General features: G+C 63.9%; 20 protein-coding genes. 7 read left to right on the top strand and 13 right to left on the bottom strand.

The features are described 5' to 3' along the window. Nucleotides 1-2 precede the first annotated feature (2 nt). The gene (locus tag JGZ97_RS16585; RefSeq protein WP_207063809.1) at nucleotides 3-1,541 is read right to left on the bottom strand and encodes a 2-isopropylmalate synthase; all 1,539 of its coding nucleotides are present in this window, start codon (nucleotides 1,539-1,541) and stop codon (nucleotides 3-5) included. 313 nt (nucleotides 1,542-1,854) lie between these two features. Between JGZ97_RS16585 and JGZ97_RS16580 the strand changes: the two genes are divergently transcribed. Continuing rightward, complete coding sequence (locus JGZ97_RS16580; RefSeq protein WP_207063808.1) at nucleotides 1,855-3,033, top strand: MalY/PatB family protein; 1,179 nt, start codon at nucleotides 1,855-1,857, stop codon at nucleotides 3,031-3,033. Nucleotides 3,034-3,045: 12 nt separating this feature from the next. On the opposite strand, the gene epmA is transcribed toward JGZ97_RS16580, so the two are convergent. Then, the gene (epmA, locus tag JGZ97_RS16575) at nucleotides 3,046-4,008 is read right to left on the bottom strand and encodes an EF-P lysine aminoacylase EpmA (RefSeq protein WP_207063807.1); all 963 of its coding nucleotides are present in this window, start codon (nucleotides 4,006-4,008) and stop codon (nucleotides 3,046-3,048) included. Between the two features lie 126 nt (nucleotides 4,009-4,134). Beyond that, nucleotides 4,135-4,701, bottom strand: a complete 567-nt coding sequence (gene efp / locus JGZ97_RS16570) for an elongation factor P (RefSeq protein WP_207063806.1) — start codon at nucleotides 4,699-4,701, stop codon at nucleotides 4,135-4,137. A gap of 93 nt (nucleotides 4,702-4,794) precedes the next feature. Between efp and epmB the strand changes: the two genes are divergently transcribed. From epmB to JGZ97_RS16550, 4 genes are all read left to right on the top strand, one after another. Then, entirely contained in the window at nucleotides 4,795-5,850 is a 1,056-nt protein-coding gene (gene epmB / locus JGZ97_RS16565; RefSeq protein WP_207063805.1) for an EF-P beta-lysylation protein EpmB, read from the top strand. A 70-nt stretch (nucleotides 5,851-5,920) separates the two neighbouring features. Then, on the top strand, nucleotides 5,921-6,562 hold the full coding sequence (locus tag JGZ97_RS16560; RefSeq protein WP_207063804.1) for a glutathione S-transferase family protein: 642 nt from the start codon (nucleotides 5,921-5,923) through the stop codon (nucleotides 6,560-6,562). Between the two features lie 166 nt (nucleotides 6,563-6,728). Beyond that, nucleotides 6,729-7,142 (top strand): DMT family transporter, encoded by a 414-nt coding sequence (locus tag JGZ97_RS16555; RefSeq protein ID WP_207063803.1) that lies wholly within the window; start codon nucleotides 6,729-6,731, stop codon nucleotides 7,140-7,142. A gap of 23 nt (nucleotides 7,143-7,165) precedes the next feature. Then, complete coding sequence (locus tag JGZ97_RS16550) at nucleotides 7,166-7,774, top strand: lysophospholipid acyltransferase family protein (protein ID WP_207063802.1); 609 nt, start codon at nucleotides 7,166-7,168, stop codon at nucleotides 7,772-7,774. A gap of 57 nt (nucleotides 7,775-7,831) precedes the next feature. On the opposite strand, the gene JGZ97_RS16545 is transcribed toward JGZ97_RS16550, so the two are convergent. Further along, a complete protein-coding gene (locus JGZ97_RS16545) occupies nucleotides 7,832-8,197 on the bottom strand; it encodes a hypothetical protein (protein WP_207063801.1) in 366 nt (121 codons plus the stop codon). Nucleotides 8,198-8,447: 250 nt separating this feature from the next. Between JGZ97_RS16545 and JGZ97_RS16540 the strand changes: the two genes are divergently transcribed. Both JGZ97_RS16540 and JGZ97_RS16535 read left to right on the top strand, forming a co-directional pair. Continuing rightward, complete coding sequence (locus JGZ97_RS16540) at nucleotides 8,448-10,256, top strand: ABC transporter transmembrane domain-containing protein (RefSeq protein ID WP_207063800.1); 1,809 nt, start codon at nucleotides 8,448-8,450, stop codon at nucleotides 10,254-10,256. A 37-nt stretch (nucleotides 10,257-10,293) separates the two neighbouring features. Further along, on the top strand, nucleotides 10,294-11,076 hold the full coding sequence (locus JGZ97_RS16535) for a hypothetical protein (RefSeq protein ID WP_207063799.1): 783 nt from the start codon (nucleotides 10,294-10,296) through the stop codon (nucleotides 11,074-11,076). Between the two features lie 56 nt (nucleotides 11,077-11,132). Here the strand turns inward: JGZ97_RS16535 and pepQ are convergent, their stop codons facing one another. From pepQ to JGZ97_RS16490, 9 genes are all read right to left on the bottom strand, one after another. Continuing rightward, nucleotides 11,133-12,452, bottom strand: a complete 1,320-nt coding sequence (pepQ, locus tag JGZ97_RS16530) for a Xaa-Pro dipeptidase (RefSeq protein WP_242521849.1) — start codon at nucleotides 12,450-12,452, stop codon at nucleotides 11,133-11,135. Further along, a complete protein-coding gene (locus tag JGZ97_RS16525) occupies nucleotides 12,449-13,378 on the bottom strand; it encodes a LysR family transcriptional regulator (protein ID WP_207063798.1) in 930 nt (309 codons plus the stop codon). The genes pepQ and JGZ97_RS16525 overlap by 4 nt, the downstream gene beginning before the upstream one ends. A gap of 89 nt (nucleotides 13,379-13,467) precedes the next feature. Next, nucleotides 13,468-14,610, bottom strand: coding sequence for a M14-type cytosolic carboxypeptidase (locus JGZ97_RS16520; RefSeq protein WP_370584088.1), 1,143 nt, complete (start codon nucleotides 14,608-14,610; stop codon nucleotides 13,468-13,470). Beyond that, entirely contained in the window at nucleotides 14,607-15,623 is a 1,017-nt protein-coding gene (locus JGZ97_RS16515; RefSeq protein WP_207063797.1) for an ABC transporter ATP-binding protein, read from the bottom strand. Before JGZ97_RS16515 ends, JGZ97_RS16520 begins: the two co-directional genes overlap by 4 nt. 10 nt (nucleotides 15,624-15,633) lie before the next feature. Further along, entirely contained in the window at nucleotides 15,634-16,623 is a 990-nt protein-coding gene (locus tag JGZ97_RS16510) for an ABC transporter ATP-binding protein (protein ID WP_207063796.1), read from the bottom strand. Between the two features lie 89 nt (nucleotides 16,624-16,712). Then, on the bottom strand, nucleotides 16,713-17,669 hold the full coding sequence (locus tag JGZ97_RS16505; RefSeq protein ID WP_207063795.1) for an ABC transporter permease: 957 nt from the start codon (nucleotides 17,667-17,669) through the stop codon (nucleotides 16,713-16,715). Further along, nucleotides 17,666-18,646, bottom strand: coding sequence for an ABC transporter permease (locus JGZ97_RS16500; RefSeq protein WP_207063794.1), 981 nt, complete (start codon nucleotides 18,644-18,646; stop codon nucleotides 17,666-17,668). Before JGZ97_RS16500 ends, JGZ97_RS16505 begins: the two co-directional genes overlap by 4 nt. A gap of 159 nt (nucleotides 18,647-18,805) precedes the next feature. Beyond that, complete coding sequence (locus JGZ97_RS16495; RefSeq protein WP_207063793.1) at nucleotides 18,806-20,362, bottom strand: ABC transporter substrate-binding protein; 1,557 nt, start codon at nucleotides 20,360-20,362, stop codon at nucleotides 18,806-18,808. Between the two features lie 286 nt (nucleotides 20,363-20,648). Next, the gene (locus JGZ97_RS16490) at nucleotides 20,649-21,503 is read right to left on the bottom strand and encodes a LysR family transcriptional regulator (RefSeq protein WP_207063792.1); all 855 of its coding nucleotides are present in this window, start codon (nucleotides 21,501-21,503) and stop codon (nucleotides 20,649-20,651) included. Between the last annotated feature and the right edge of the window lie 105 nt (nucleotides 21,504-21,608).

Raw genomic sequence — 21,608 nt, 5'->3', positions numbered from 1 at the left:
CCCTAGACCTGAGGATGCGCCTTCTCCACCTGGGAGGCGAGAAGATTGGCAGCGTGCAGGTAGGCCTTGGCGGAGGCGATCACGATGTCGGTATCGGCCCCCAGGCCGTTGACGATCCGCCCGCCCTTCTCCAGTCGCACGGTCACCTCGCCCTGGGAGTCAGTGCCGCTGGTGATCGCGTTGACCGAATAGAGCTCAAGGCTTGCGTGGGTATCGATGATGCTCTCGATCGCCCGGTAAGCGGCGTCCACCGGCCCGCTGCCGGCGGCAGTGGCGCGCACTTCCTCGTTGTTCACCATCACCACCACCTCGGCCACCGGGGTCTCCCCGGTCTGGGAAGTCACCTTCAACGAGCTGAGACGGAACTGCTCGTTGAAGCCGGCGATTTTGGTGTCGCTCACCACCGCCTGCAGGTCTTCGTCAAAGATCTCATGCTTCTTGTCCGCCAGCTCCTTGAAGCGGGCGAACGCCGCGTTCAGTTCGGCATCGGTTTCAAAGGTGGTGCCGAGCTCTTCCAGGCGGGTGCGGAAGGCGTTTCGTCCCGAGTGCTTGCCCAGCACCATCTTGTTGGTGTGCCAGCCCACGTCCTGGGCGGTCATGATCTCGTAGGTCTCGCGGTGCTTGAGCACTCCATCCTGGTGAATGCCCGACTCATGGGCAAAGGCGTTGGCACCGACGATCGCCTTGTTGGGCTGCACGGCAAAGCCGGTGACCCCGGAGACTAGGCGCGAGGCCGAGACGATCTGGGTGGTGTCGATACCGGTCTCCAGCCCCAGCACATCGCGGCGGGTGCGCAACGCCATCACCACCTCTTCGAGGGCGGCGTTACCGGCCCGCTCACCCAGCCCGTTAACGGTACACTCGACCTGCCGTGCCCCCTGGCTCACGGCCGCCAGAGAGTTGGCGACCGCCAGCCCCAGGTCGTTGTGGCAGTGCACCGAGAAGATCGCCTTGTCGGCATTGGGAATGCGCTGGATCAGCTGGCCGATGGTGGCGCCGAACTCGGCAGGCACGGCGTAACCCACGGTGTCCGGAATATTGATGGTGCGGGCGCCGGCGTCGATACAGGCCTCGATGATCCGGCACATGAAATCCAGCTCCGAACGGCTGGCGTCCTCCAGCGAGAACTCCACGTCATCGATCAGGTTGCGGGCGCGCTTGACCGCGTGAACCGCCTGCGCCACCACCTCGTCCGGCTGCATCTGCAGCTTGTACTTCATATGGATGGGCGAGGTGGCGATAAAGGTGTGAATGCGTCCGGAAGCGGCGTTTTTCAGCGCTTCACCGGCGCGGTCGATATCGGCGTCCAGGGCCCGGGAAAGGCTGCAGACCGTGCTGTCCTTGATGCTGTCGGCGATGGCCTTGACCGACTCGAAATCGCCGGGGCTGGCAATGGCAAAGCCCGCCTCGATCACGTCTACGCGCATCTTCTCCAACGCCTTGGCGATACGCAGTTTTTCACCCTTGGTCATGGACGCGCCGGGGCTCTGCTCGCCGTCGCGCAGGGTGGTATCAAAAATAATGACTCGGTTGTCGCTCATGCTCTGGCTCCATTTGTGCCGGGGACCCTCGGGTGTTCAGCGAGGCATCCCGTTTGATTCGGGAATTGTAAGAAGGTGGTGCGGGTCGAGGTAACGCGGGAATAGACTGCCCTTACGGCAGTCGCAGGAGCAGAGGACGAGCCACCAGATAGACCGCGCCCGGGGAGCGGGAGCTGGCTGCAGTGGTTCGGTAACCGAAGGTAAATTGCATGATTGCTCAGTCTATCAGGACACTAGGGTTTGCGATTAATATAACGCTAAAATCATGCTTTGCAAGCCTCAAATCGTGCCGGACAGCAGTACAGGACAACCCATGAACCAGTCGCGCCAAGCCCCCCTCACCCCACCTGTCAGCCAGGGATTCGACCAGCCGATAGACCGTAGCCTGAGCGCCAGTCAGAAGTGGGAAAAGTACCGGGGCCGCGACATTCTGCCCATGTGGGTCGCCGACACCGACTTCATGGCCCCGCCGGCAATCATCAAAGCGTTGCACGAGCGCATCGACCACGGTGTCTTTGGCTACACCCTGGCCCCGGAGGCGCTGACGGAAGTGGTGGTCGAGCGTCTGCAGCGTCTTTACGGCTGGCGCGTCGACCCCGAGTGGCTGGTCTGGCTGCCGGGCCTGGTCTGCGGGCTTAACCTGGCCTGTAGGGCCACCGGTGAAGCGGGCAGCGCCGTTATCAGCCCCAAGCCCATCTACCCCCCGTTCATGTCCGCGCCGCGCCTCTCCGAGCGCCGCCTGGTATCCGTTCCCATGACCCTTGAAGGCGAGCGCTGGGTGCTGGACCTGGACGCCCTGGAGGCGGCCATTGACCCCAGCTGTCAGCTGCTGCTGTTCTGCAACCCGCAGAACCCGGGCGGCAGTGTCTACCGCCGCGAGGAGCTGACGAGGCTGCTGGAGATCTGCGCCCGTCACGACCTGACCCTCTGCTCGGATGAGATCCATTGCGATCTGATCCTGGAACCCGGGGTCAAGCATATCCCCATCGCCAGCCTCGATCCTCAGCTCGCAGGGCGCACCATTACCCTGATGGCGCCCAGCAAAACCTACAACATCGCCGGGCTCGCCTGCTCCTTGGCCATCATTCCGGACAAGGCGCTGCGCCAGCGCTTTATCCGCACCAAGCGGGGCATCGTCCCCGACGTCAACCTGCTGGGCTACACCGCGGCCCTGGCGGCCTACCGCGACGGCGACGGCTGGAACCAGCAGCAGCTGGCCTACCTGCGCCAGAACCGCGATTACCTGGTGCGGGAAATCAATGCCATCGAGGGGCTCAAGCTGCACCCCTTCGAGGCCACCTACCTGGCCTGGATCGATGTCTCGGGGCTGGAACTGGAGCACCCGGCCGAATTCTTCGAACGGGCCGGCGTCGGCCTATCGCCAGGGATCGATTTCGGCGACAACCGTTTTATGCGGATGAATTTCGGCTGCCCCAAAGCCACCTTGGAAGAGGCGATGCGCCGTATTCGCACGGCGGTGGCGGCCCTTTAAACCGGGCCGCCCTTAAGCGCGGTCAAACGGGAAAGCCAGCACCTGCTCGATCCGCTCACAACCGCTGGCCAGCATCAGCAAACGGTCAACCCCCAGCGCCACACCGGCGCACTCCGGCAACCCGGCCGCCAGCGCCGCCAGCAGGTGCTCGTCAAGCGGCAACGGCGACACGCCCAGCGCGCGACGCTGCTGCTGGTCTGCATTGAAGCGCCGGGTCTGTTCGGCGCTGTCGGTCAGTTCGAAGTAGCCGTTGGCCAGCTCCACCCCGTCCGTGTAGAGTTCGAAACGCCGGGCCACCCGGGTGCCCCGCTCATCCGGGTGAACTCGGGCCAACGCCGCCTGGCTGGCAGGAAAATCGAAGATGAAGGTAGGTGCCCTGAGTTCCGGCTCGACCAGGTGACTGAGCAGCAGGTTGAGCCAGGTGTCGCGATTATCGCTCTCCAGCTCCAGGTCAAGCCGCTCCCGGGCGCAGCCCTGAAGGGTCGCCAGCGACGCCTCGTGAGGATCAAGTCCGACGAAGCGCTCAAACGCCTGCCGGTAACTGAGCCGCACGAAATCATCCCGCGCCAGCACCTCGCCCACCAGGTCCGCGACCTCGTCCATCAACTGATGCTCATCAAAGCCCGGCCGATACCACTCCAGCATGCAGAATTCGGGATTATGGCGCCCACCGGCCTCGCCGTTGCGAAAGGCTTTGGCCAGCTGGTAGATCGGCCCCGAACCGGCCGCCAGGAGGCGTTTCATGGGGTATTCGGGCGAGGTCTGCAGAAACAGCGGGCGCGGCTGCGCAACGCCCGGCCCCTCGAAGGACGTACTCATCGGTGCCAGGTGGGGGTCGGACACCGCGGCCTGGGAGAGTACCGGCGTATCCACCTCCAGTACGCCTCTGGCGGCGAAGAAAGCACGAATCCGTGCGTATAACTGCGCCCGCTGACGAATCACCGCCAGGGACGCGGCGGGCTGCCACTGCGTCATCGTTCTATGGGCCTGCTATTTCCGGAGAACTAGAAAAGAGAAATAAAAACCAGGAGATAAAAACCGCTAAATAAAAACAAAGGGCCAGCTCGTGGCTGGCCCTTGAGTCACTGCCGAAGCTGCGGACTAGGCGCGGCTGACGTACTCACCGCTGCGGGTATCGATCTTCAACACCTCGCCCTGGTTGATAAACAGGGGCACCCGCACTACCGCGCCGGTGCTCAGGGTGGCGGGCTTGGAGCCGCCCTGGGCGGTGTCGCCCTTGAGACCCGGGTCGGTTTCGACCACTTCCAGCTCGACGAAGTTCGGCGGCGTCACCGCCAGCGGGTTGTTGTTGTAGAGCGTGACCACGCACTGGGTCTGCTCTTTCAGCCACTGCTTGGCCTCGCCTACGGCCGCTTCATCGGCGGCGAACTGCTCGAAAGAGCCGTCGGTGAGCATAAAGTGCCAGAACTCGCCGTCCGCGTAGAGGTACTCCATGTCCCGGTCCATGACGTCTGCCGCTTCCACCGACTCGCCGGATTTGAAGGTGCGCTCCCAGATACGTCCGGACTTCAGGTTGCGCATCTTGACCCGGGTGAAGGCCTGGCCCTTACCCGGCTTGACGAACTCCACGTCGACCATGGCGCAGGGGTCGCCGTCGATCATCACCTTAAGACCCGACTTGAATTCATTGGTAGAATAGCTTGCCATTTTTCCTCACCAAATTGTGGTTAAGCCCCCTTGAACAACGGTGCTGACCGCGCGAGGCACGCCGAAAACAACCCCGTAAAGGGCAAAGGGATAATGATACATCGAACCGGTACGGCTGTGCAGGCCGAATCCACCCAGGAGCCGCAAATCGCCTCCTGGCAAGCCCAGCTGGCCGCCGCCGCTCTCACCCCGCAGCAACTCGCCGCACGCCTGGATCTGCCCGCTACGGCAGTGCAAGACGCAGCCGGCGCCGCCGGGCAGTTTGCGTTGCGCGTCCCCGAGGCCTTTTTGCGCCGGATGCAGCCCGGCAACCCACGGGACCCGTTGCTCCTGCAGGTACTGCCGAGCGCCGCCGAGCTGACCCCCCACCCCGGCTACAGTGCCGACCCGCTGGGCGAGACCGACTCAAACCCCGTGCAGGGGCTGATTCACAAGTACCACGGACGGGTGCTGCTGATTGCCAGCGGCGGCTGCGCAATCAACTGCCGCTACTGCTTTCGCCGCCACTTTCCCTACTCCGACAACCAACTGGGCCCGGAGCAATGGCGGCAGGTCATGACTTACCTGGCCGCCGACCCCAGTATCGAGGAGGTCATCCTCAGCGGCGGCGACCCGCTGGCCACGCCCGATGCCCGCCTGGGGCGAATGATGGACGAGCTGCAGGAGCTGCCGCACCTCAAGCGGTTGCGCCTGCACACCCGCCTGCCGGTGGTGATTCCCGACCGCATCACCCCGGAGCTGCTCCAACGGCTGGCTGCAAGCCCGCTGCAGACGGTGATGGTGGTACACATCAACCACGCCAACGAACTGGACGCCCCCCTGCGCTCAGCCCTGGCGAAAATTCGCGAGACCGGCACCACACTGCTCAACCAGACGGTGCTGCTGCGCGGGATCAATGATGGACTGGCCCCCTTAAAGCAACTCAGCGAGCAGTTATTCGAGGCCGGCGTGCTGCCCTATTACCTGCACCTATTGGATCCGGTGGCCGGCGCGGCCCATTTCGCCGTTACAGAAGACAGCGCCCGTCGACTGGCCGGCGCCCTGGCCGACAACCTGCCGGGCTACCTGGTGCCGCGGCTGGTGTGCGAGCGGGCAGGGGCCTCGGCCAAGGTGCCCCTGACCCCGATCCTGAGCGAAAACGGCGCTTGAAAAGCACGGGCTTTTGACCAGACTGAGAGCAAGCCCCATACACGCCCGCGGACTTGCGGAGGGATGCGCCATGAAGCTCTACGGCCTTGCCATCAGTAATTATTACAACGTAGTTAAGCTCGCCCTTCTTGAAAAACAGCTCGCTTTTGAGGAGGTTAAAGTCGCACCATCCCAGGAACCCGAGGTGATTGCCCACAGTCCGATGGGCAAGATCCCCTACCTGCAGCATGAAGACCTTTACTTCAGCGAATCCCAGGCGATTCTGTTCTACCTCGAGGCCTACAAGCCCACCCCGCAGCTTTATCCCAAGGACCCGGCGCTGGCCGCCCGCGCCCAGCAGATTCACCAGTTTATCGACCTCTATATCGACGCGCCGCCGCGCACCCTGCTCGGCGCCGCTTTTTTTGGCGGCACGGCCAGCGAGGAGGCGATCGAAAAAGCCGAAAAACAGCTCGAACGGAACCTGCGCGCCCTGAACAGCATCATCAGCTTTTCGCCCTTTGTTGCCGGCACCGTCCTGACCCATGCCGACTTCGCCGCCTTTATGACCTTTCTGTTCGCGCAGGCAGTGATGGGGCGACTGGGGCGCCACGACCCCCTCTCCCACCTGCCCGGCATCGGCGCCTATATCCAGATGATGTCCGAGCGGGACAGCTGCCGGCGAGTACTGGAGGATCAAAAGGAAGCCCTGGCGTCCCTGCAGGGCAACTGAGCGTCGCCTTTAATGGCTCCAATCCGTATAATGCCGGCCGGGCGATTCAGCCCGTCCGCATTTGCCGTTGTCAGGAGCCCTCAATGCACACCCTTCCCCGCGCAGCGTTGCGCGTCCTCTGCGTATTGTCCGAGCAGCCGTGATGGGGTCACAGGTGCTGTTAATTTTGATAGCGGTCGTCGGCGGGATCGCGATCACCGTGCAGGGCCAGATGATGGGGGTCATCGACCGCCAGCTGGGAACCCTGGAGAGCGTGTTTCTCACCTACGCTCTGGGTACCGCCATCGTCTCCTTGCTGGTGCTCGCCGTACGGGGAGGCAACCTCGGCCAATGGCAGCAGCTGCCCTGGTGGACGCTCACCTCGGGCCTGGTCGGTCTGGTGATCGTCTCCAGCATCGGCTTCAGCGTCGCCCGGCTGGGAGCCGTGAGCGCCTTCACCCTGATCATCGCCAGCCAATGCGTGATCGCGGCCCTGATCGACCACTTCGGCCTGTTTGGCGCCGAGGTGCGCGCCATCAACTGGCAGAAGCTGGCCGGCATCGCCACCCTGCTGTTCGGCGTCTGGCTGACGATCCGCTAACCCAAATTCTCTAGGAGATTTCCATGATTCAGAAGTTGTGTGCATGGCTGCTCCACCTTGCCGGATGGACGCTGGCGATCGAGCAGCCCCAGATTCGTCACTACGTGCTGATCGGCTTTCCCCACACCAGCAACTGGGACTTCATCCTCGCCATGCTGGCCAAAGGCGCCCTGCGTTTTAAGTTCCACTGGGTGGCCAAACACACCCTGTTCAAAGGTCCCATGGGGGTGGTCATGCGCGCCATGGGCGGCATTCCCGTGGACCGGCGCAAAAGCAGCGGGTTTACCGAGCAGCTCTGCGAGCGTTTTGCCCAGGAAGAGGAGCTGGTGGTCGTAATCACCCCGGAAGGCACCCGCTCACGCACCCCGCACTGGAAATCCGGTTTCTACCACCTGGCCCGCCAGGCAAAGGTTCCCGTGGCGCTCGGCTACGCAGACTTCAAGCACAAGCGGCTGGGGATTGGCCCGCTAATCGAGCTGACCGGTGATATAACGGCGGATATGGACCGCATCCGCGCCTTCTACGCCGACAAGACCGCCCTCTATCCCGAGCTCGCCGGCCCCATCCGCCTGCGCGTCGAGTACGAACCCAAGGCCGACGCCGGGGCGCCGGAGCCGACCTCCTCTAGCTGAATTCAAGAATGGAATAAAACACGGGGCCCCGGAGCCGGGGATCTAACGGTGGCCGGCTCAGCTGTTAAGCAACCAGGCCCTGGCCTGCGCCGGGTAGTCGAACACCGCCGCCTCGATCTGCTGCAGTTCACAGACGTACTTGGAGTGCACGCAGTAATCGGAGAAGGCGTCATGGGAGCGGACAATCGCAACCTTGCTGAGCGCCGGCGCCACCTCCTTGATGCGGGCGGCGAAGGTATCGATATCAATCAGGCTCAGGGCGCTCAGGTCCCCCTCACTGAAATCCACCAGCGCAAGCCGCCACGCGCCGATTTGGGTATCCGTTTTATTCAGCGCCCGGGCCATTTCCGGGCGCTTGAGCGTGCCAAAGTGCTTGATGAGCACGATGTCGTATTGGCGGATATAGCTGATACTGACCGGCATTTTTGAACCCTCATCTTCAGCTACGGGTTTACCCCTATACTAAGGCGGACGATCCAACCGCTGAAGCGATTTCCACCAATACGGACAAGAACTTGTTTTGGGTCAAACTCCCGGGCGATTTCCCTGGAACCGACAACGCCCGGCCCTTGTGAAAGCGGTAGAGGGTGCGCCGGCAAACCGACAATCCACTTGCAGCCGGCACCAAAACAGGCAAGGGTTATGCAAACGGTTACCCGCTGCAGAGCCGCTGATGATTGCTGAACTCTCGCGCCATAAATCGACCCTTCGCATGCTGGCCGGCTTTGTGCGCCCCTACCGCGGCACCCTGCTGGCGGCGGCGACCGCGCTGGTGATCACCGCCGGGGTCACCCTCGCCCTGGGACAGGGCCTGCGGCTCCTGATCGACCAGGGCTTTCTGGCCGGATCGGAAGCAGCCCTGAACCGTTCGGTGGCGCTGATTCTGTTGCTGACCCTGATTATTGCCCTGGGAACCTTCGCCCGTTTCTACCTGATCTCCTGGCTGGGCGAACGGGTCAGCGCCGACATCCGCCGGGCGGTGTTCGACCACCTGGTCGAGCTGCAGACCGCCTATTTCGAGACTAACCGCAGCACCGAGATTATCTCCCGCCTGACCACCGACACCACGCTGCTGCAGTCCATTGTCGGCTCATCGCTCTCCATGGCCCTGCGCAGCGCCCTCACCTTCGTCGGCGCTCTGGTCATGCTGGCGGTCACCCAGCTCGAGCTGACCCTGATCGTGCTGGGAACGGTGCCGCTGGTGTTGCTGCCGATACTCGTCTTTGGCCGCCGGGTACGCCGCCTGGCCCGGCGCTCCCAGGATTCGGTGGCCGACGTGGGCAGCCGCGCCGGAGAGGCAATCGAGCAGATCAAGACCGTGCAGAGTTACACCCGCGAGGAGCTGGAAAAAGCGGCCTTCGCGCGGCAAGTGGAGGCCGCCTTCGCGGTTGGCCGCCAGCGCATCCGGCAGCGGGCGCTGCTGATCGCCACCGTGATACTGATGGTGTTTGGCGCCATCGCAGGCCTGCTCTGGAAGGGCGGTCATGAGGTATTGACAGGCAGTCTCAGTGCCGGGGAGCTGGGGGCTTTCCTGTTTTACGCCATTTTGATGGCCGTATCGGTGGCCACCCTCTCCGAGGTACTGGGCGAAGTGCAGCGGGCGCTGGGGGCGGCCGAGCGCCTGATGGAGCTGCTGCAGGTGCCGGCACGGATCAAGGCGCCTGCGGCGCCTGTGGATGCCGACGATCTGGAACCCTCGCTCACACTGGCAGCGGTCACCTTCGCCTACCCCTCTCGCCCCGGACAACCGGCGCTGCAAGCGCTTGATCTAACCGTTGAAGCGGGCACGCTCCTGGCCCTGGTCGGGCCTTCGGGGGCGGGCAAATCCACCCTCTTTGAGCTGCTGCTGCGCTTTCACGATCCAAAGCGCGGCGTTATCCAGTTGGGCGGTGTCGATCTTCGCCAGCTGGACCCCAGGGCCCTGCGTCGGCAGATCGCCCTGGTGCCCCAGCAACCGATCCTGTTCAGCGGCACCCTCTGGCACAACATCGGTTACGGCGACCCGGCGGCCAGCAAAGAGCGCGTGATGGAGGCCGCCAGGGCCGCCCAGGCCCACGATTTCATCCAGGCCCTGCCCAACGGCTACGACAGCGACCTGGGCGAGCGCGGCGTCCGCCTCTCCGGCGGTCAGCGCCAGCGTATCGCCATCGCCCGGGCGATCCTCAAAAATCCCCGCATCCTGCTGCTCGACGAGGCCACCAGCGCCCTGGATGCCGAAAGCGAGCACGCGGTGCAGGCCGCCCTGGGCCGGCTGATGGCGGGTAGAACCACGATTGTCATCGCCCACCGCCTGGCCACGGTGCAGAACGCCGAGCGTATCGCCCTGATCGACCAGGGCCGCCTGATGGACCAGGGAAGCCACGCCGAACTGCTGCAGCGCTCACCCCTCTACCGGCGCCTGGCCGAACTGCAGTTCCAGGAGCCCCCCAAGACCGGCAAACCGCCGCTCTCCGGTCCCGACCTCCGCGCGCAGAGGCTCTAAACTGAGGGCAGATTCAACGCCGACTCAGGAACGCCCCATGAACTGGAAGCGCATCGAAGGCTTTGTCCAGAACCTCTTTTTGCCCGCGGTCACCGTCGGTACCGCCACCATGGAGGCTTGGCTCAACTATTCAGTGTCCCAGGTCGACCAGGGCCTCAAGGAGCAGATCACGGCGGTGGACATCGCCATCAAGGAGGCACGGGACGAGCGCGAACAAATCAACGCCGAGCGCGAGTTCAACTTCCGTATCTACGAGCTGGTGCAGAAATCCCTGGAGGAGAACAACCAGCAGAAACAGGAGGTGGCCAAGCAGTTCGTGCTGGTCATGGTGGACGGCGAGCTGCGCAAACGCCTGCTCGGGGTGCTGGAAGCCGGCGGTACGCCGGCCATCCGTGAGGAGACCGCCCGGGTGATCGCCCAGGAGCAGGTCTTTGAAACCGAACAGCGGGCGGTACTGAAGAGCAGCCGCGACAACCCTCCCTCCTTCGACTGGGAGGACTGGGATTACGATATCTTCTGGTGCGCAAGCTCCGGGGCAGAAACCCGCGAGCAGGCCAATCTGATCGTCGACCAGCTCCGCCGGGAGGGCGCCAGAGGGCGCCTGCGGGTGCGCGAGTTACCGCCGTCGGTGAATGCCAAGTCGGGCTACAAGATCAGCGGCTACGTGATTCGGCGCGGTGGCGATGAGCGCCCCCAGGCCCAGGCGTTGGCGGAGCTCGCCGAACGGGTGCTGGCCGAGAGCGGCTTTCCCGCCGCGTTCGTCCAACAGCCCACCACCCAGCAGACCCGCTGGTACATCAGCGCCTTTGTCTGTCCCTGATCGTCCCGGCCGTCTGGGCCAGCGGGTGCCCAACCTGCCCGGGCGCACCGCGTGACTCACCCGGCCTGGAAGGCGTCGCGGGTAAAGTTCTCGCAGCCGGCAGGGGTAACGCGGACATTGTCCTCGATGCGGATCCCCCCGTAAGGACGCAGCGCATCCACTTTCGCCCAGTCCACCGCACCGCGGTGCGGCGCCTCGGCCAAGCGGGCCAGCAGGGGCTCGATAAAGTAGAGCCCCGGCTCCACCGTCACCACCATGTCCGTTTCCAGCGAGCGGGTCAGACGTAGAAAGGGGTGGGAGAGCGGGGGCGGTGCCGGCGTGCCCGCGGGATCCGCCTGCAGCCCGCCGACGTCGTGCACCTGAAGTCCCAGCAGGTGACCCAGGCCATGGGGGAAAAAGGTGGATGTGATACCGCTCTCAAGCTGCCCCTCCTCACTCATATCCACCAGCCCGAAGTCCCGCAGGATGCGGGCCAGTGCGCGGTGCATGGACAGGTGCAGAGAGGTGAAACCCTGGCCCGGGCGTACCTGTTCCAGGAGGTTGCGCTGGGCGGCGTCCAGGGCATCGATCAGTTCGCCGAAAAGGCCCGACTCGCCGCTGTAGGTGCGGGTGATGTCCGATGCGTAACCGCGCACCTCCACCCCCGCGTCCAGCAGAAAACTGAGCGGGCGGGCCGGCGGTTGCCGGTCCAGGTGCTGATAGTGAAGCACGGCAGCATGGGTGTTAAGGCCGACAATACTGCTGTACGGCAATTCCGTTTCCCGGGCGCCGGTCGCCGCGAGGTAGGCCTGGTGAATCCCGAACTCGGATTCGCCGCCACGGAAGGCTGCCTCGGCGGCGCGGTGGCCCGCCACCGCCACCCGGTTGGCTTCGCGCAGGCACTCGAGCTCGTAGCCGCTTTTGACCGCCCGCTGCCAATTAAGGGCGCTGAGCACGGGCGTCGGGTTGACGGCCTCGATGCCGAGCCGCTCGGCCAGGGCGGCCTCCTCGCCGATGAAGGCCAGGTGGCCGCCGTGGGGCAGCGACCGCTCCAGCTCTTCCCTTGAGTGCATCTCGACGATGTCGAAATGACGGGTCCAGAAGCCCTCGGGCCGCCCCGCCGGCAGGTGCCAGAAGTCCACCGGGTCATAGTGGTAGAGCAGGGGCCGCTGGTGAGGGCGCACCAGCAGGGCACAGTCCACCTGGCGCGGCAGCGGCACCCAGCGCTTGAAATGAGGATTGGCGACGAACGGCGCGGCCTGGTCATCCTGGAAGCGGTAGCGCGGGCTGCCGCTGAAGAGCAACAGGCCGTCGTACCCCAGCGAAGGCAGTACCTCTTCGAGCTGGCGTTGCAGCATCTGCAGGTGTCGGGCGTAGCTTGTATCGATATCGGTCAAACCGGTGTCTCCGTAAATTGGGTTTGCTGGGCGGCCTGTTGCCAGAGGCGTTCGAGGGCGCCGTGGCGATTGCGGGCCAGGCGGTAGAGGCGCAGCTGCAGCGGAATCTCCCAGCTGGCATCGCCAGCGGCCACCAGCCCCTGGCTGTCTCCGCTCTCCAGTATCCGCCGCGGCAGCCATCCCAGGCCGTAGCCCTGGGCGACCATCGCCTTGACGCTGATGGCCTGGGAGTTCTCGTTGACGCTCAGCAGGTGCGGCGGCGTGGGCAGACGCCGCAGGTGATCGGCGATCACCGGGGCGATAAAGGTCTTGGCGTTGTAGCTGATGTAAGGGAGCGGCCCGCGGTCACTCCCCGGTAACCAAAACTTGGGTTGGCCCTGGCTGTCACGGGCGGTAACCGGTACCAGGGTTTCTTCAGCCACGACCAGGTGGCTGTAGGCCTCCCCTTCCAGCACCTGGAGAAAATCGATCGCCGGGTGCCAGTAGCAGAGGATCAGGTCGCAGTCGCCACTTTGCAGGGCCTGGACGAAATCACTTCCCATCCAGGCGGTCGACTGCAGGTTGACCGCCATCTCCACGTCACTCTCCAGGGCCTCGAACCAGGGTTGGAAGAAGCTGAGGTAGAGGGTCTGGTTGGTGGCGAACTTGAGCTTCTGGGCTTCGGCCCGCTCCAGGTCCAGGCACTGCTCGCGGGTGTCACGCACGATCTCGATAATGCGCTGGGCGGAGGCGCAGAACAGCTCGCCGGCCGGGGTCAGCGAAAGCGGCAGGGTATTGCGGTCGATCAGCATCACCCCCACCTCCTCCTCCAGCATCTTGATGCGGCGGCTGAAAGTGGGCTGGGTGACATTCTGCTCCTCGGCCGCACGGGAAAAGTGCCGGGTGCGCGCCAGGGCGCAGAAGTCTTCAAGCCAGCGCAATTCCATCAGCGCGGCTCCCCTGCACCCGAATAGCTAGCGGTTTCCCGCCCCCGTTGGCGCATCAGCGTTCCTTTTGGCTGTGTTTGAGGTTCTGCCTAACGCAGCTTAGCCTGTACCGCCAGAATCGGCTGCAGCACCGCCGCGCCCAGGCGCCGGCTGCGCTCGGGCGACCACCCCTGGAGCGATCCGGGCAGGTCGGCATTGTCCTTGAAAGGCATTTCAAGGGTCAGGGCCAGGCAGTCAAAGCGCTGCCCCACCTGGTTGCTGGCCAGGGTCAGGGTCTCTTCCTCGAACTGCCCCTGGGGATAGCCGTGGGTGACCTGAAAATCCGGGCTGGCGTCGAGAAAGGCGTCCTTGAAGGCGCCTTCCAGGCCGGCGATACGCGCGCTGTAGCCGGGGTTGTTCTCGCAGCCGACGACGAAATTGTAGGGCAGTCCCTCGTCGCCGTGAATATCCAGGTACAGATCCACCCCGGTGGCATCCATCTGGTTGCGCACCGCCAGCACCTCGGGGCTGCGCTCGGCGCTCGGCGCGTGCCATTCGCGGTTGAGGTTAACCCCCGCGGCGTTGGTGCGCAGGTGACCGCGCACGCTGCCATCGGGGTTCATGTTGGGCACCAGGTAGAACACCGCCTGCCCCAGCAGCTTGCGGGTCACCGGGTCGGATTCATCCAGCAGGCGCTCGATCAGCCCCTCCATAAACCACTCCGCCATGGTCTCGCCGGGGTGCTGGCGGGCGGTAATCCAGACCCGCCGCTTTTCCGGGTCGGCGCTGCCGATCTGGAGCAGGTCCAGGGGCCGCCCGTCCAGGCTCTCCCCCACAGACACCACCCGCACCCGGGGCGAACCCTCGGCGCGGGCCAGCAGGTCCAGGTGACGCTCCCAGCTGTAGGGGGCGAAGTAGGCGAAATAGACGCTGTCCGTGGCCGGCTGGTGCTCGATCACCAGCGACTCGCCGTCGAAGTGGGTCGGTACCCGGAACCAGTTGCGCCGGTCGTAGGAGGCCACCGCCTTGTAATCGACCCAACCATCGGGGTAGGCCGCATCGCAGGCGTTGAGCAGGCGCAGCCGGCAGTGCTGGCCGCGTGCCCCCTGCAGGCGGAAATAGAACCACTGCAGGAACGCCGAATTACGGTCGGGAAGGATCCGCAACTGCACATCGTCGGGACGCGCCAGCTCCACCACCTCGATATTACCGCCGTCGAAGGCGCTGCTGATACGCAACCCGACGTTGCTCACAGCCGCCCCTCCTCGACCCCGTGACAGGCCACCTGGCTGCCGTCGCTCTGGGGCACGAGCTTCGGCACCTCCTGGCGGCAGCGGTCGTTGGCGTGGGGGCAGCGACCGTGGAACACGCAGCCGCTGGGCAGGTTCACCGGGGTCGGCACTTCGCCCTGCAGCTTGATGTGGTTGGGGCGATGGTCCTGCAGCCGCGGAATGGCGCTGAGCAGGGCCTGGGTGTAGGGGTGCCGGGGCGTGGCGAACAGGGTCTTGGTGGGCGCCAGCTCGCACAGTGTACCCAGGTACATGACCGCCACCCGGGTTCCGAAGTGCTCCACCACCGACAGGTCATGGGTGATGAACAGGTAGGTCAGGTTGTGCTCCTCCTGGGCCTTCATCATCAGGTTGAGTACCTGGGCCTGAATGGAGACGTCCAGCGCGGAGATGGGCTCGTCCGCCACCACGAACTCGGGGTCAAGGGTCAGGGCCCGGGCGATGGAGATGCGCTGGCGCTGGCCCCCGGAGAACTCGTGGGGGTAACGCACCCCCCAGCCGGGATCGATCCCCACATCAAACATCACCGCCTTCACCTTGTCCTTGACCTCGGTCTCGGACATCCCCGGGTTGTGAAAGCGCACCGGCTCTTCCAGGGTCTGGGTGATGGTCTTGCGCGGGTTGAGCGAGGCGTAGGGGTTCTGGAAGATCATCTGCATCTTCTTGCGGTAGGGCAGCACCGCCCGGTCGGACAGCTGATCGATGCGCTCGCCGTTGTAGTGGATGCTGCCGCCGGAGGGCTTGAGCAGCCCCATCACGGTACGGGCCACGGTGGACTTGCCGCAGCCGCTCTCCCCCACCACGCAGAGGGCCTCGCCCTTCATGACGTCAAAGCTGACGCCGTTGATGGCGTGGACATTCTCCTGCTTACGCACGATCTTGCCGCCCTGGAACTTGAGCTGGTCAAGAAAGTCGCCGGAGATGTTGAAGCGTTTTTCCAGGTCGCGAACCTGCAGTATCGGTTGTTGTGCATTCATCGTTCAGTCCTCAGCTCGCTTCCTGTGCCGCCTTCTCTTTCATCTCGCGCACCATGTGGCAGGCCACCTGACAGCCGCCGGAGCGGGTGAAGCCCGGTAGTGTCTGCTTGCACACATCCATCACGAACTCACAGCGCGGGTTAAACGCGCAGCCCGCGGGAATATTCTGCAGGCTGGGCATGGATCCCGGAATCTGGTTCAGCCGCTGTCCCGGCAGGGTCTGCTGGGGCAGCGCGTTGATCAGCCCCTGGGTGTAGGGGTGCTGGGCGTCGTTGATGATCTCCTTGGTCGGCCCCTGCTCGATCACCCGCCCGGCGTACATGACGATCGCCTTCTGGGTCACCTGGGACACGACGCCCAGGTCATGGGTGATCAGGACCAGTCCCACGTTGTTGGATTCGCAGAGCTCCAGCAGCAGCTCCATGATTTCCGCCTGGATGGTCACGTCCAGGGCCGTGGTGGGCTCGTCGGCGATGATCAGCACCGGGTCCAGCAGCAGCGCGATGGCGATGATGACCCGCTGGCGCATGCCGCCGGAAAGCTCGTGGGGGTACTGGTCGATGCGCTTTTCCGGCGACGGAATGTGCACCTGGCGCAGCTTCTCGACCGCGATCAGGCGCGCCTCCTGGGTGCTGATCTTGCGGTGCGCCTTGAGGCACTCCACCATCTGCTGGCCCAGGGTCAGTACCGGGTTCAGGGTCATCATCGGATCCTGGAAGATCATGGCGATGCGGTTGCCGCGGATCTCGCGCATCGCATCGCTGCTGAGCTTGCTCAGGTCCTGGCCCTCGAACCGGATCTGCCCGCCGGAGATATACCCCGGGCGGCTGATCAGGTTGAGAATGGAGAACGCCGCCACCGATTTGCCGGCGCCGGACTCGCCGACGATACCGACCCGTTCGCCCCGCTCCACGGTGAAACTGACGTCGCGCAGCGCCTTCACCGCGCCTTGGCGCAGACCGAAGGTCACCTCGAGGTTTTCAACTTCCAATAAGGCCATTTTGATCACCCCTTGTAGAGTTTTGCAGCGGTTAAGGGCTGGACATCGCGCAGCCCGGAGCCAGAGATCAGACTAAATACACTCATGGCTCACCCCTTGTAGAGTTTCGGGTTGAGGACATCACGCAGCCAGTCGCCGAGCAGGTTCATCACCAGCACCAGCACCACCAGCACGATGCCGGGCAGCACGGTAATCCACCAGGCGCCGCTGAAGATGTACTCGAAGCCGCTGGAGATCAGCGAGCCCAGGGAGGGCTGTGAAACCGGCATCCCCAGGCCCAGGAAGCTCAGGGAGGCCTCGCTGATGATGGCGTTGGCCACCTGCACGGTGGAGATCACCAGCAGCGGCGAGAGGGTGTTGGGCAGAATATGACGCCACATGATACGTCCGCTGCCAAAACCCATCACCCGCGCTGCATCCACGTACTCCTTGTGCTTTTCAGCGAGCACGGAGGCACGCACGGTGCGGGCGTACTGGGGCCACTCGGCGATGCCGATCACCAGGATCAGCATGAAGATGGCGAGGTCGGCGTAGAGCTCGGCGCCAAAGGCGGCCTGGAACACCGCCAGCACCACGATGGCCACCATCATGGTGGAGAAGCTGAGCTGGATGTCCGCCATGCGCATCAGGAAGCTGTCCACCCGGCCGCCGAAGTAACCGGCGCTGAGGCCGATCAGCACCCCCAGGAACATCTGCAGCATCACCGCGCAGATACCGATCATCAGCGAGATGCGGGTACCGTAGAGCATGGTGCTGAGCATGTCCCGGCCCTGGGCGTCGGTGCCCAGCAGGAACGCGGGATCGGCGCCCTCCTGCCAGATGGGCGGCAGCTCGGAGTTCATGATGTCGATCGACGCCGGATCGTAGGGGTTATAGGGGGCGATCAGGGGCGCGAACAGCGCCGCCAGGGCGTAGAGTACAAACAGCCCGAAGCTGACCATCGCCACCTTGTCCCGGGTAAAGCTGTGGAACAGGTGGGTGTCCTTGAACCGCGCCCAGGCGCTGGGGCGGGTCGGTATATCGAGAACTTCAACAGGTGTTGTCATGACTTTTTCCCTGCCAGTTTGACGGTGGGATTGACCAGGCCGTAGATCAGGTCCACCAGGGTGTTGGTGATGACGAAGATGGCCCCTACCACGATCAGGTAGGCGACGATCAGCGGTGTATCAACGCGGTTGACCGCCTCCAGGAACAGAAAGCCCATGCCCGGCCACTGGAACACGGTCTCGGTGAGAATGGTGTAAGCCACCATGGTACCGATCTGCACCCCGCCCACGGTGATCACCGGCAGCATGGTGTTCTTGAGGGCGTGCAGGAACCAGATGCGCAGCGGCGAGAGCCCCTTGGCCCAGGCGTACTTGACGTACTCGGACTCCAGCACCTCCATCATCTCCGAGCGGATCAGGCGGATGAACAGCGGCAGCATGATCGAGGCCAGAGAAGCACAGGGCAGCAGCAGGTGCAGCAGGCCATCCTTAGTCAGAAAACCGGTTTCCCAGCTGCCGAACACCGGCACCGTCTCCCCGCGCCCGTAGGAGGGGAGCCAGTTGAGCTCCACGGAGAACAGGTAGATCGCCATGATCGCGGTCAGGAACACCGGGATGGAGATGCCGACGATTGACATGCCCATCACGGTCTTGGAAAACCAGCTGCGCGGATTGATCGCCGAGTAGACGCCCAGGGGCACCGACAGCAGGATGATAATCAGGGTGGCGCCGAACACCAGTTCCAGGGTCGCCGGCAATTTGTTGAGGATCACATCCAGGGCCGGCTCCTTGAAGAAGTAGGAGGTGCCCAGGTCGCCCTCCAGGGCGTTGCCCACGAAGCGCAGGTATTGGGTCAGGAAGGGGTCGTTAAGGCCCAGTTCGTCGCGAAGCGCCTGACGCTCCTCCTCGGATACCGACTGACCCACCAGCTCGCGCAGCGGATCCCCCAGGTTGTCCTGAATGGAGAAGCTGAGCAGGCTGATCACGAACATGACGATCACGGCCTGAAATAGCCGACGTACCACAAAGGCGATCATAGTGTTGCTCTCTCAGCGAAAAATAAAAGACAGGCAGCCGAAGGCGGAGGCCGACGACCGTTGGGTTATGCGGGGTGACTCGGGTGAGCACCTTCCAAGGCGCTCACCCCAGTGCCCCGGGGGGCGGTCCCCGGCGCGCGCCGGGGACCTTGAGGCGACTTACTCCTCGATGACGAGATCACCCAGGTAGGGGAAGTTCATCACGTTGAGAATCGGCTCCACCTTGACCTTCTTGTTCGCGGCCCAGGCCAGGTTCTGCCAGTGCAGCGGCACGAAGGCGGCGTCGTCGTAGAGGATCTGCTCCACTTCCTGCAGCATGGCGGCCCGCTTGGCGGGATCGGTCTCGCTGCCGGCAGCCTTGACCAGCTCATCCACCTTGGGGTTGCAGTAGTTGCCGCTGTTGTACTGACCAGCACCGCTCTCCGCGTTGGGACACAGGGTCAGGAACTCGGAGAAGTTGGCCGAATCCTCGGTGTCGGCGTGCCAGCCGATCATCATCATGTCCGCAGCGCGGGCATCGAACTCGGGCCAGTACTGGGCCTTGGGCATGGTCTTGAGATCAACTTTGATGTTGATCTTGGCCAGCATGGAAGCCGCCGCCTGCGCGATCTTGTCGTCGTTCACGTAGCGGTTGTTGGGGGCCATCATGGTGATGCTGAAGCCGTCCTCGTAACCGGCCTCTTTCATCAGCTGCTTGGCCTTGGCCAGGTCATAGCGGGGCTTGAGCTCGGCCTTGTAGCCGGCGTAGCCCTCAGGCCCCTGCTGGGCAGCGGGGGTGGCGAAACCGCGCATGATCTTCTTGACGATGCCCTCGTTGTTGATGGCGTGCACAATCGCCTGACGTACGCGCACGTCCTTGAACTCGGGGCGACGCTCCTGGTTCATCTGGAAGGTGATGACACGGGTGCCCGGCATGGTGACCAGATCCACGTTGCTGCTGCTCTCGATGCGCTTGTGGTCGGTGGGCGGCACCGGGGCGATAAAGTCGACGTCGCCGGAGAGCAGCGCCGCGACGCGGGTGGGGGCCTCTTTAATGGGGGTCAGGACGATCTCGTCCACGTTGCCCGGAGAGGTGGTATCCCAGTAACCGTCAAAACGCTCGAACTCCACCTTGACGCCCTGCTCACGGCTCTTGACCACGTAGGGACCGGTGCCGGACAGGTGGCTGGAGGCGTAGGAGTCGCCGTGCTTGACCAGGCGATCCTTGGGTTCGCCCTTCTCGTCAGTGCCGGTGTAGAACTTGGAGTCCATGGGGAAGATGTAGGTGGCCGAGTGGAGCACCAGCGGGTAAGGCTCCTTGGTCACCAGGTCGAAGGTGTAGTCGTCCACCACCTTGACCCCTTCGAAAGCAGCGAAGATACCCTTGAAGTCCGGGCTGGTGACGAGGCGGTCGTAGGTCCAGCGGACATCCTCGGCGGTCAGCTCGTTGCCGGAGTGGAATTTGACCCCGCGGCGCAGCTTGAAGCGCACGGTTTTGTCATCGATCCGCTCCCAGCTCTCGGCCAGACGCGGGTCGAAGCCAAGCTCCTTATTCCAGCGCACCAGGGGGTCGAACACCATGTGGGAAAGCTGCAGGGTGCCGCCGGAGAGTTGCTCGTGGGGATCCAGGGAGACGGGATCGGCATCGTACGCCATCTTCAGGGTGGCGGCCTGGGCACCGAGGGAAAGCCCCAGGGTCAGGGCCGCGCCGGCCATCAGGGTACTGAATTTATTCATTGTCACTATCCTAATTGCGAACCCTGGAGCATCTCCCCGGGCGCCGAGTCCAGAAGGGCAGACTTCAACGCCGCCGGGGCGACAACCGCCGGGTTCTTGTTATGGTTGTGTTGAATATTCGACGAAGAAGGTTAGGGCAGGCCCGGGAAGGGCACAATCGAAATTCCGCAAGTGCCCTATTCAGAAAACGCATACCCCCTGATACACAAGCTGAATAGCGAATAGTTTCAGCCAGTTACAGAATACCGAAACAGCCGCAAGCCGGCCGGATCAGTGACAAAAAGGGTCAACCGCTGCGTTCTTCCTGCCAGCGCTGGCAGCACAGGTCAATGGCCCGCTGCAGCACCGGTGTAAGGGCCGCATCAGCCCTGTAGGCCAGCCCGATCTGTTGTTCCAGGCGAATCTCCGCCAACGGTCGCAGGACGATATCGTCCCGCGCCCGGGTGCTCTCCCAGTCGGGTACCAGGGCGCAGCCAACCCCGGCGCTGACCAGCGCCAGGGCGTACTCCAGGGTGCGGATATTAGCCCGCACCGCCGGCTCCACCCCCAGCTCGTGCAGGTGCCGCCGCAGGTGCACCAGGGCGCTGCAGGGATCGCGATTGATAAAGGCGATCCCGGCCAGGTCGCGACAGGCGATACGCTCCCCAAGGCTCAGCTCATGCCCCAACGGCAGCGCCAGTTGGTAGCGGTCCAGCCACAGGGGCTGAAAACGCTCCCCTGGCGCCAGGTCGACCGCATCGATGATCCGGGCGTCGCAGGGCTCCTCGGGGTTGACCAGGGTCAGCTCCAGGGCCTCCTCGGCGGCCACCAGCTCCTTGAGCAGCAGACTCATGCGCTCGGCCCCCAAGGAGCGCATCAACCCCAGCCGAAAGGGTTCCGGGCGCGGCTTGGCGGCAAACAGGCGCTGAATCGCCCGCGCCTCGCCGGTGAGTTTCTTGGACAGGGGGTAGAGCTGCTCCCCGGCCTTGGTGGGGCTGACGCCCCGCGGGTGACGTACGAACAGGCGGGCGCCGAGCTGCGTCTCCAGCTGGCGGATCGCCGCCGAGATCGACGGCTGGGCGATATAGCACAGGCGCGCCGCGGCGCTGATGCTGCCCCCCTCGTAGACAGCCTCGAAGTAATGTAGCGCGCGCAGATCCATAATCGCAGCCTCGTGTATAGGTTTTTGCTATAGGTGATAGAGGTAAAGAATATTATTCCTTTGTCAAAAAAACCCATAACCTGCTTTCATACCCACAATCCAATT

Origin of the sequence: Motiliproteus sp. SC1-56 (genome assembly GCF_017309075.1) — a bacterium.
In the GTDB taxonomy this organism is placed as follows: domain Bacteria; phylum Pseudomonadota; class Gammaproteobacteria; order Pseudomonadales; family Balneatricaceae; genus Motiliproteus.
Note: the sequence above shows the minus strand (reverse complement) of the source record. Positions and strands in the feature narration are given on the sequence as shown.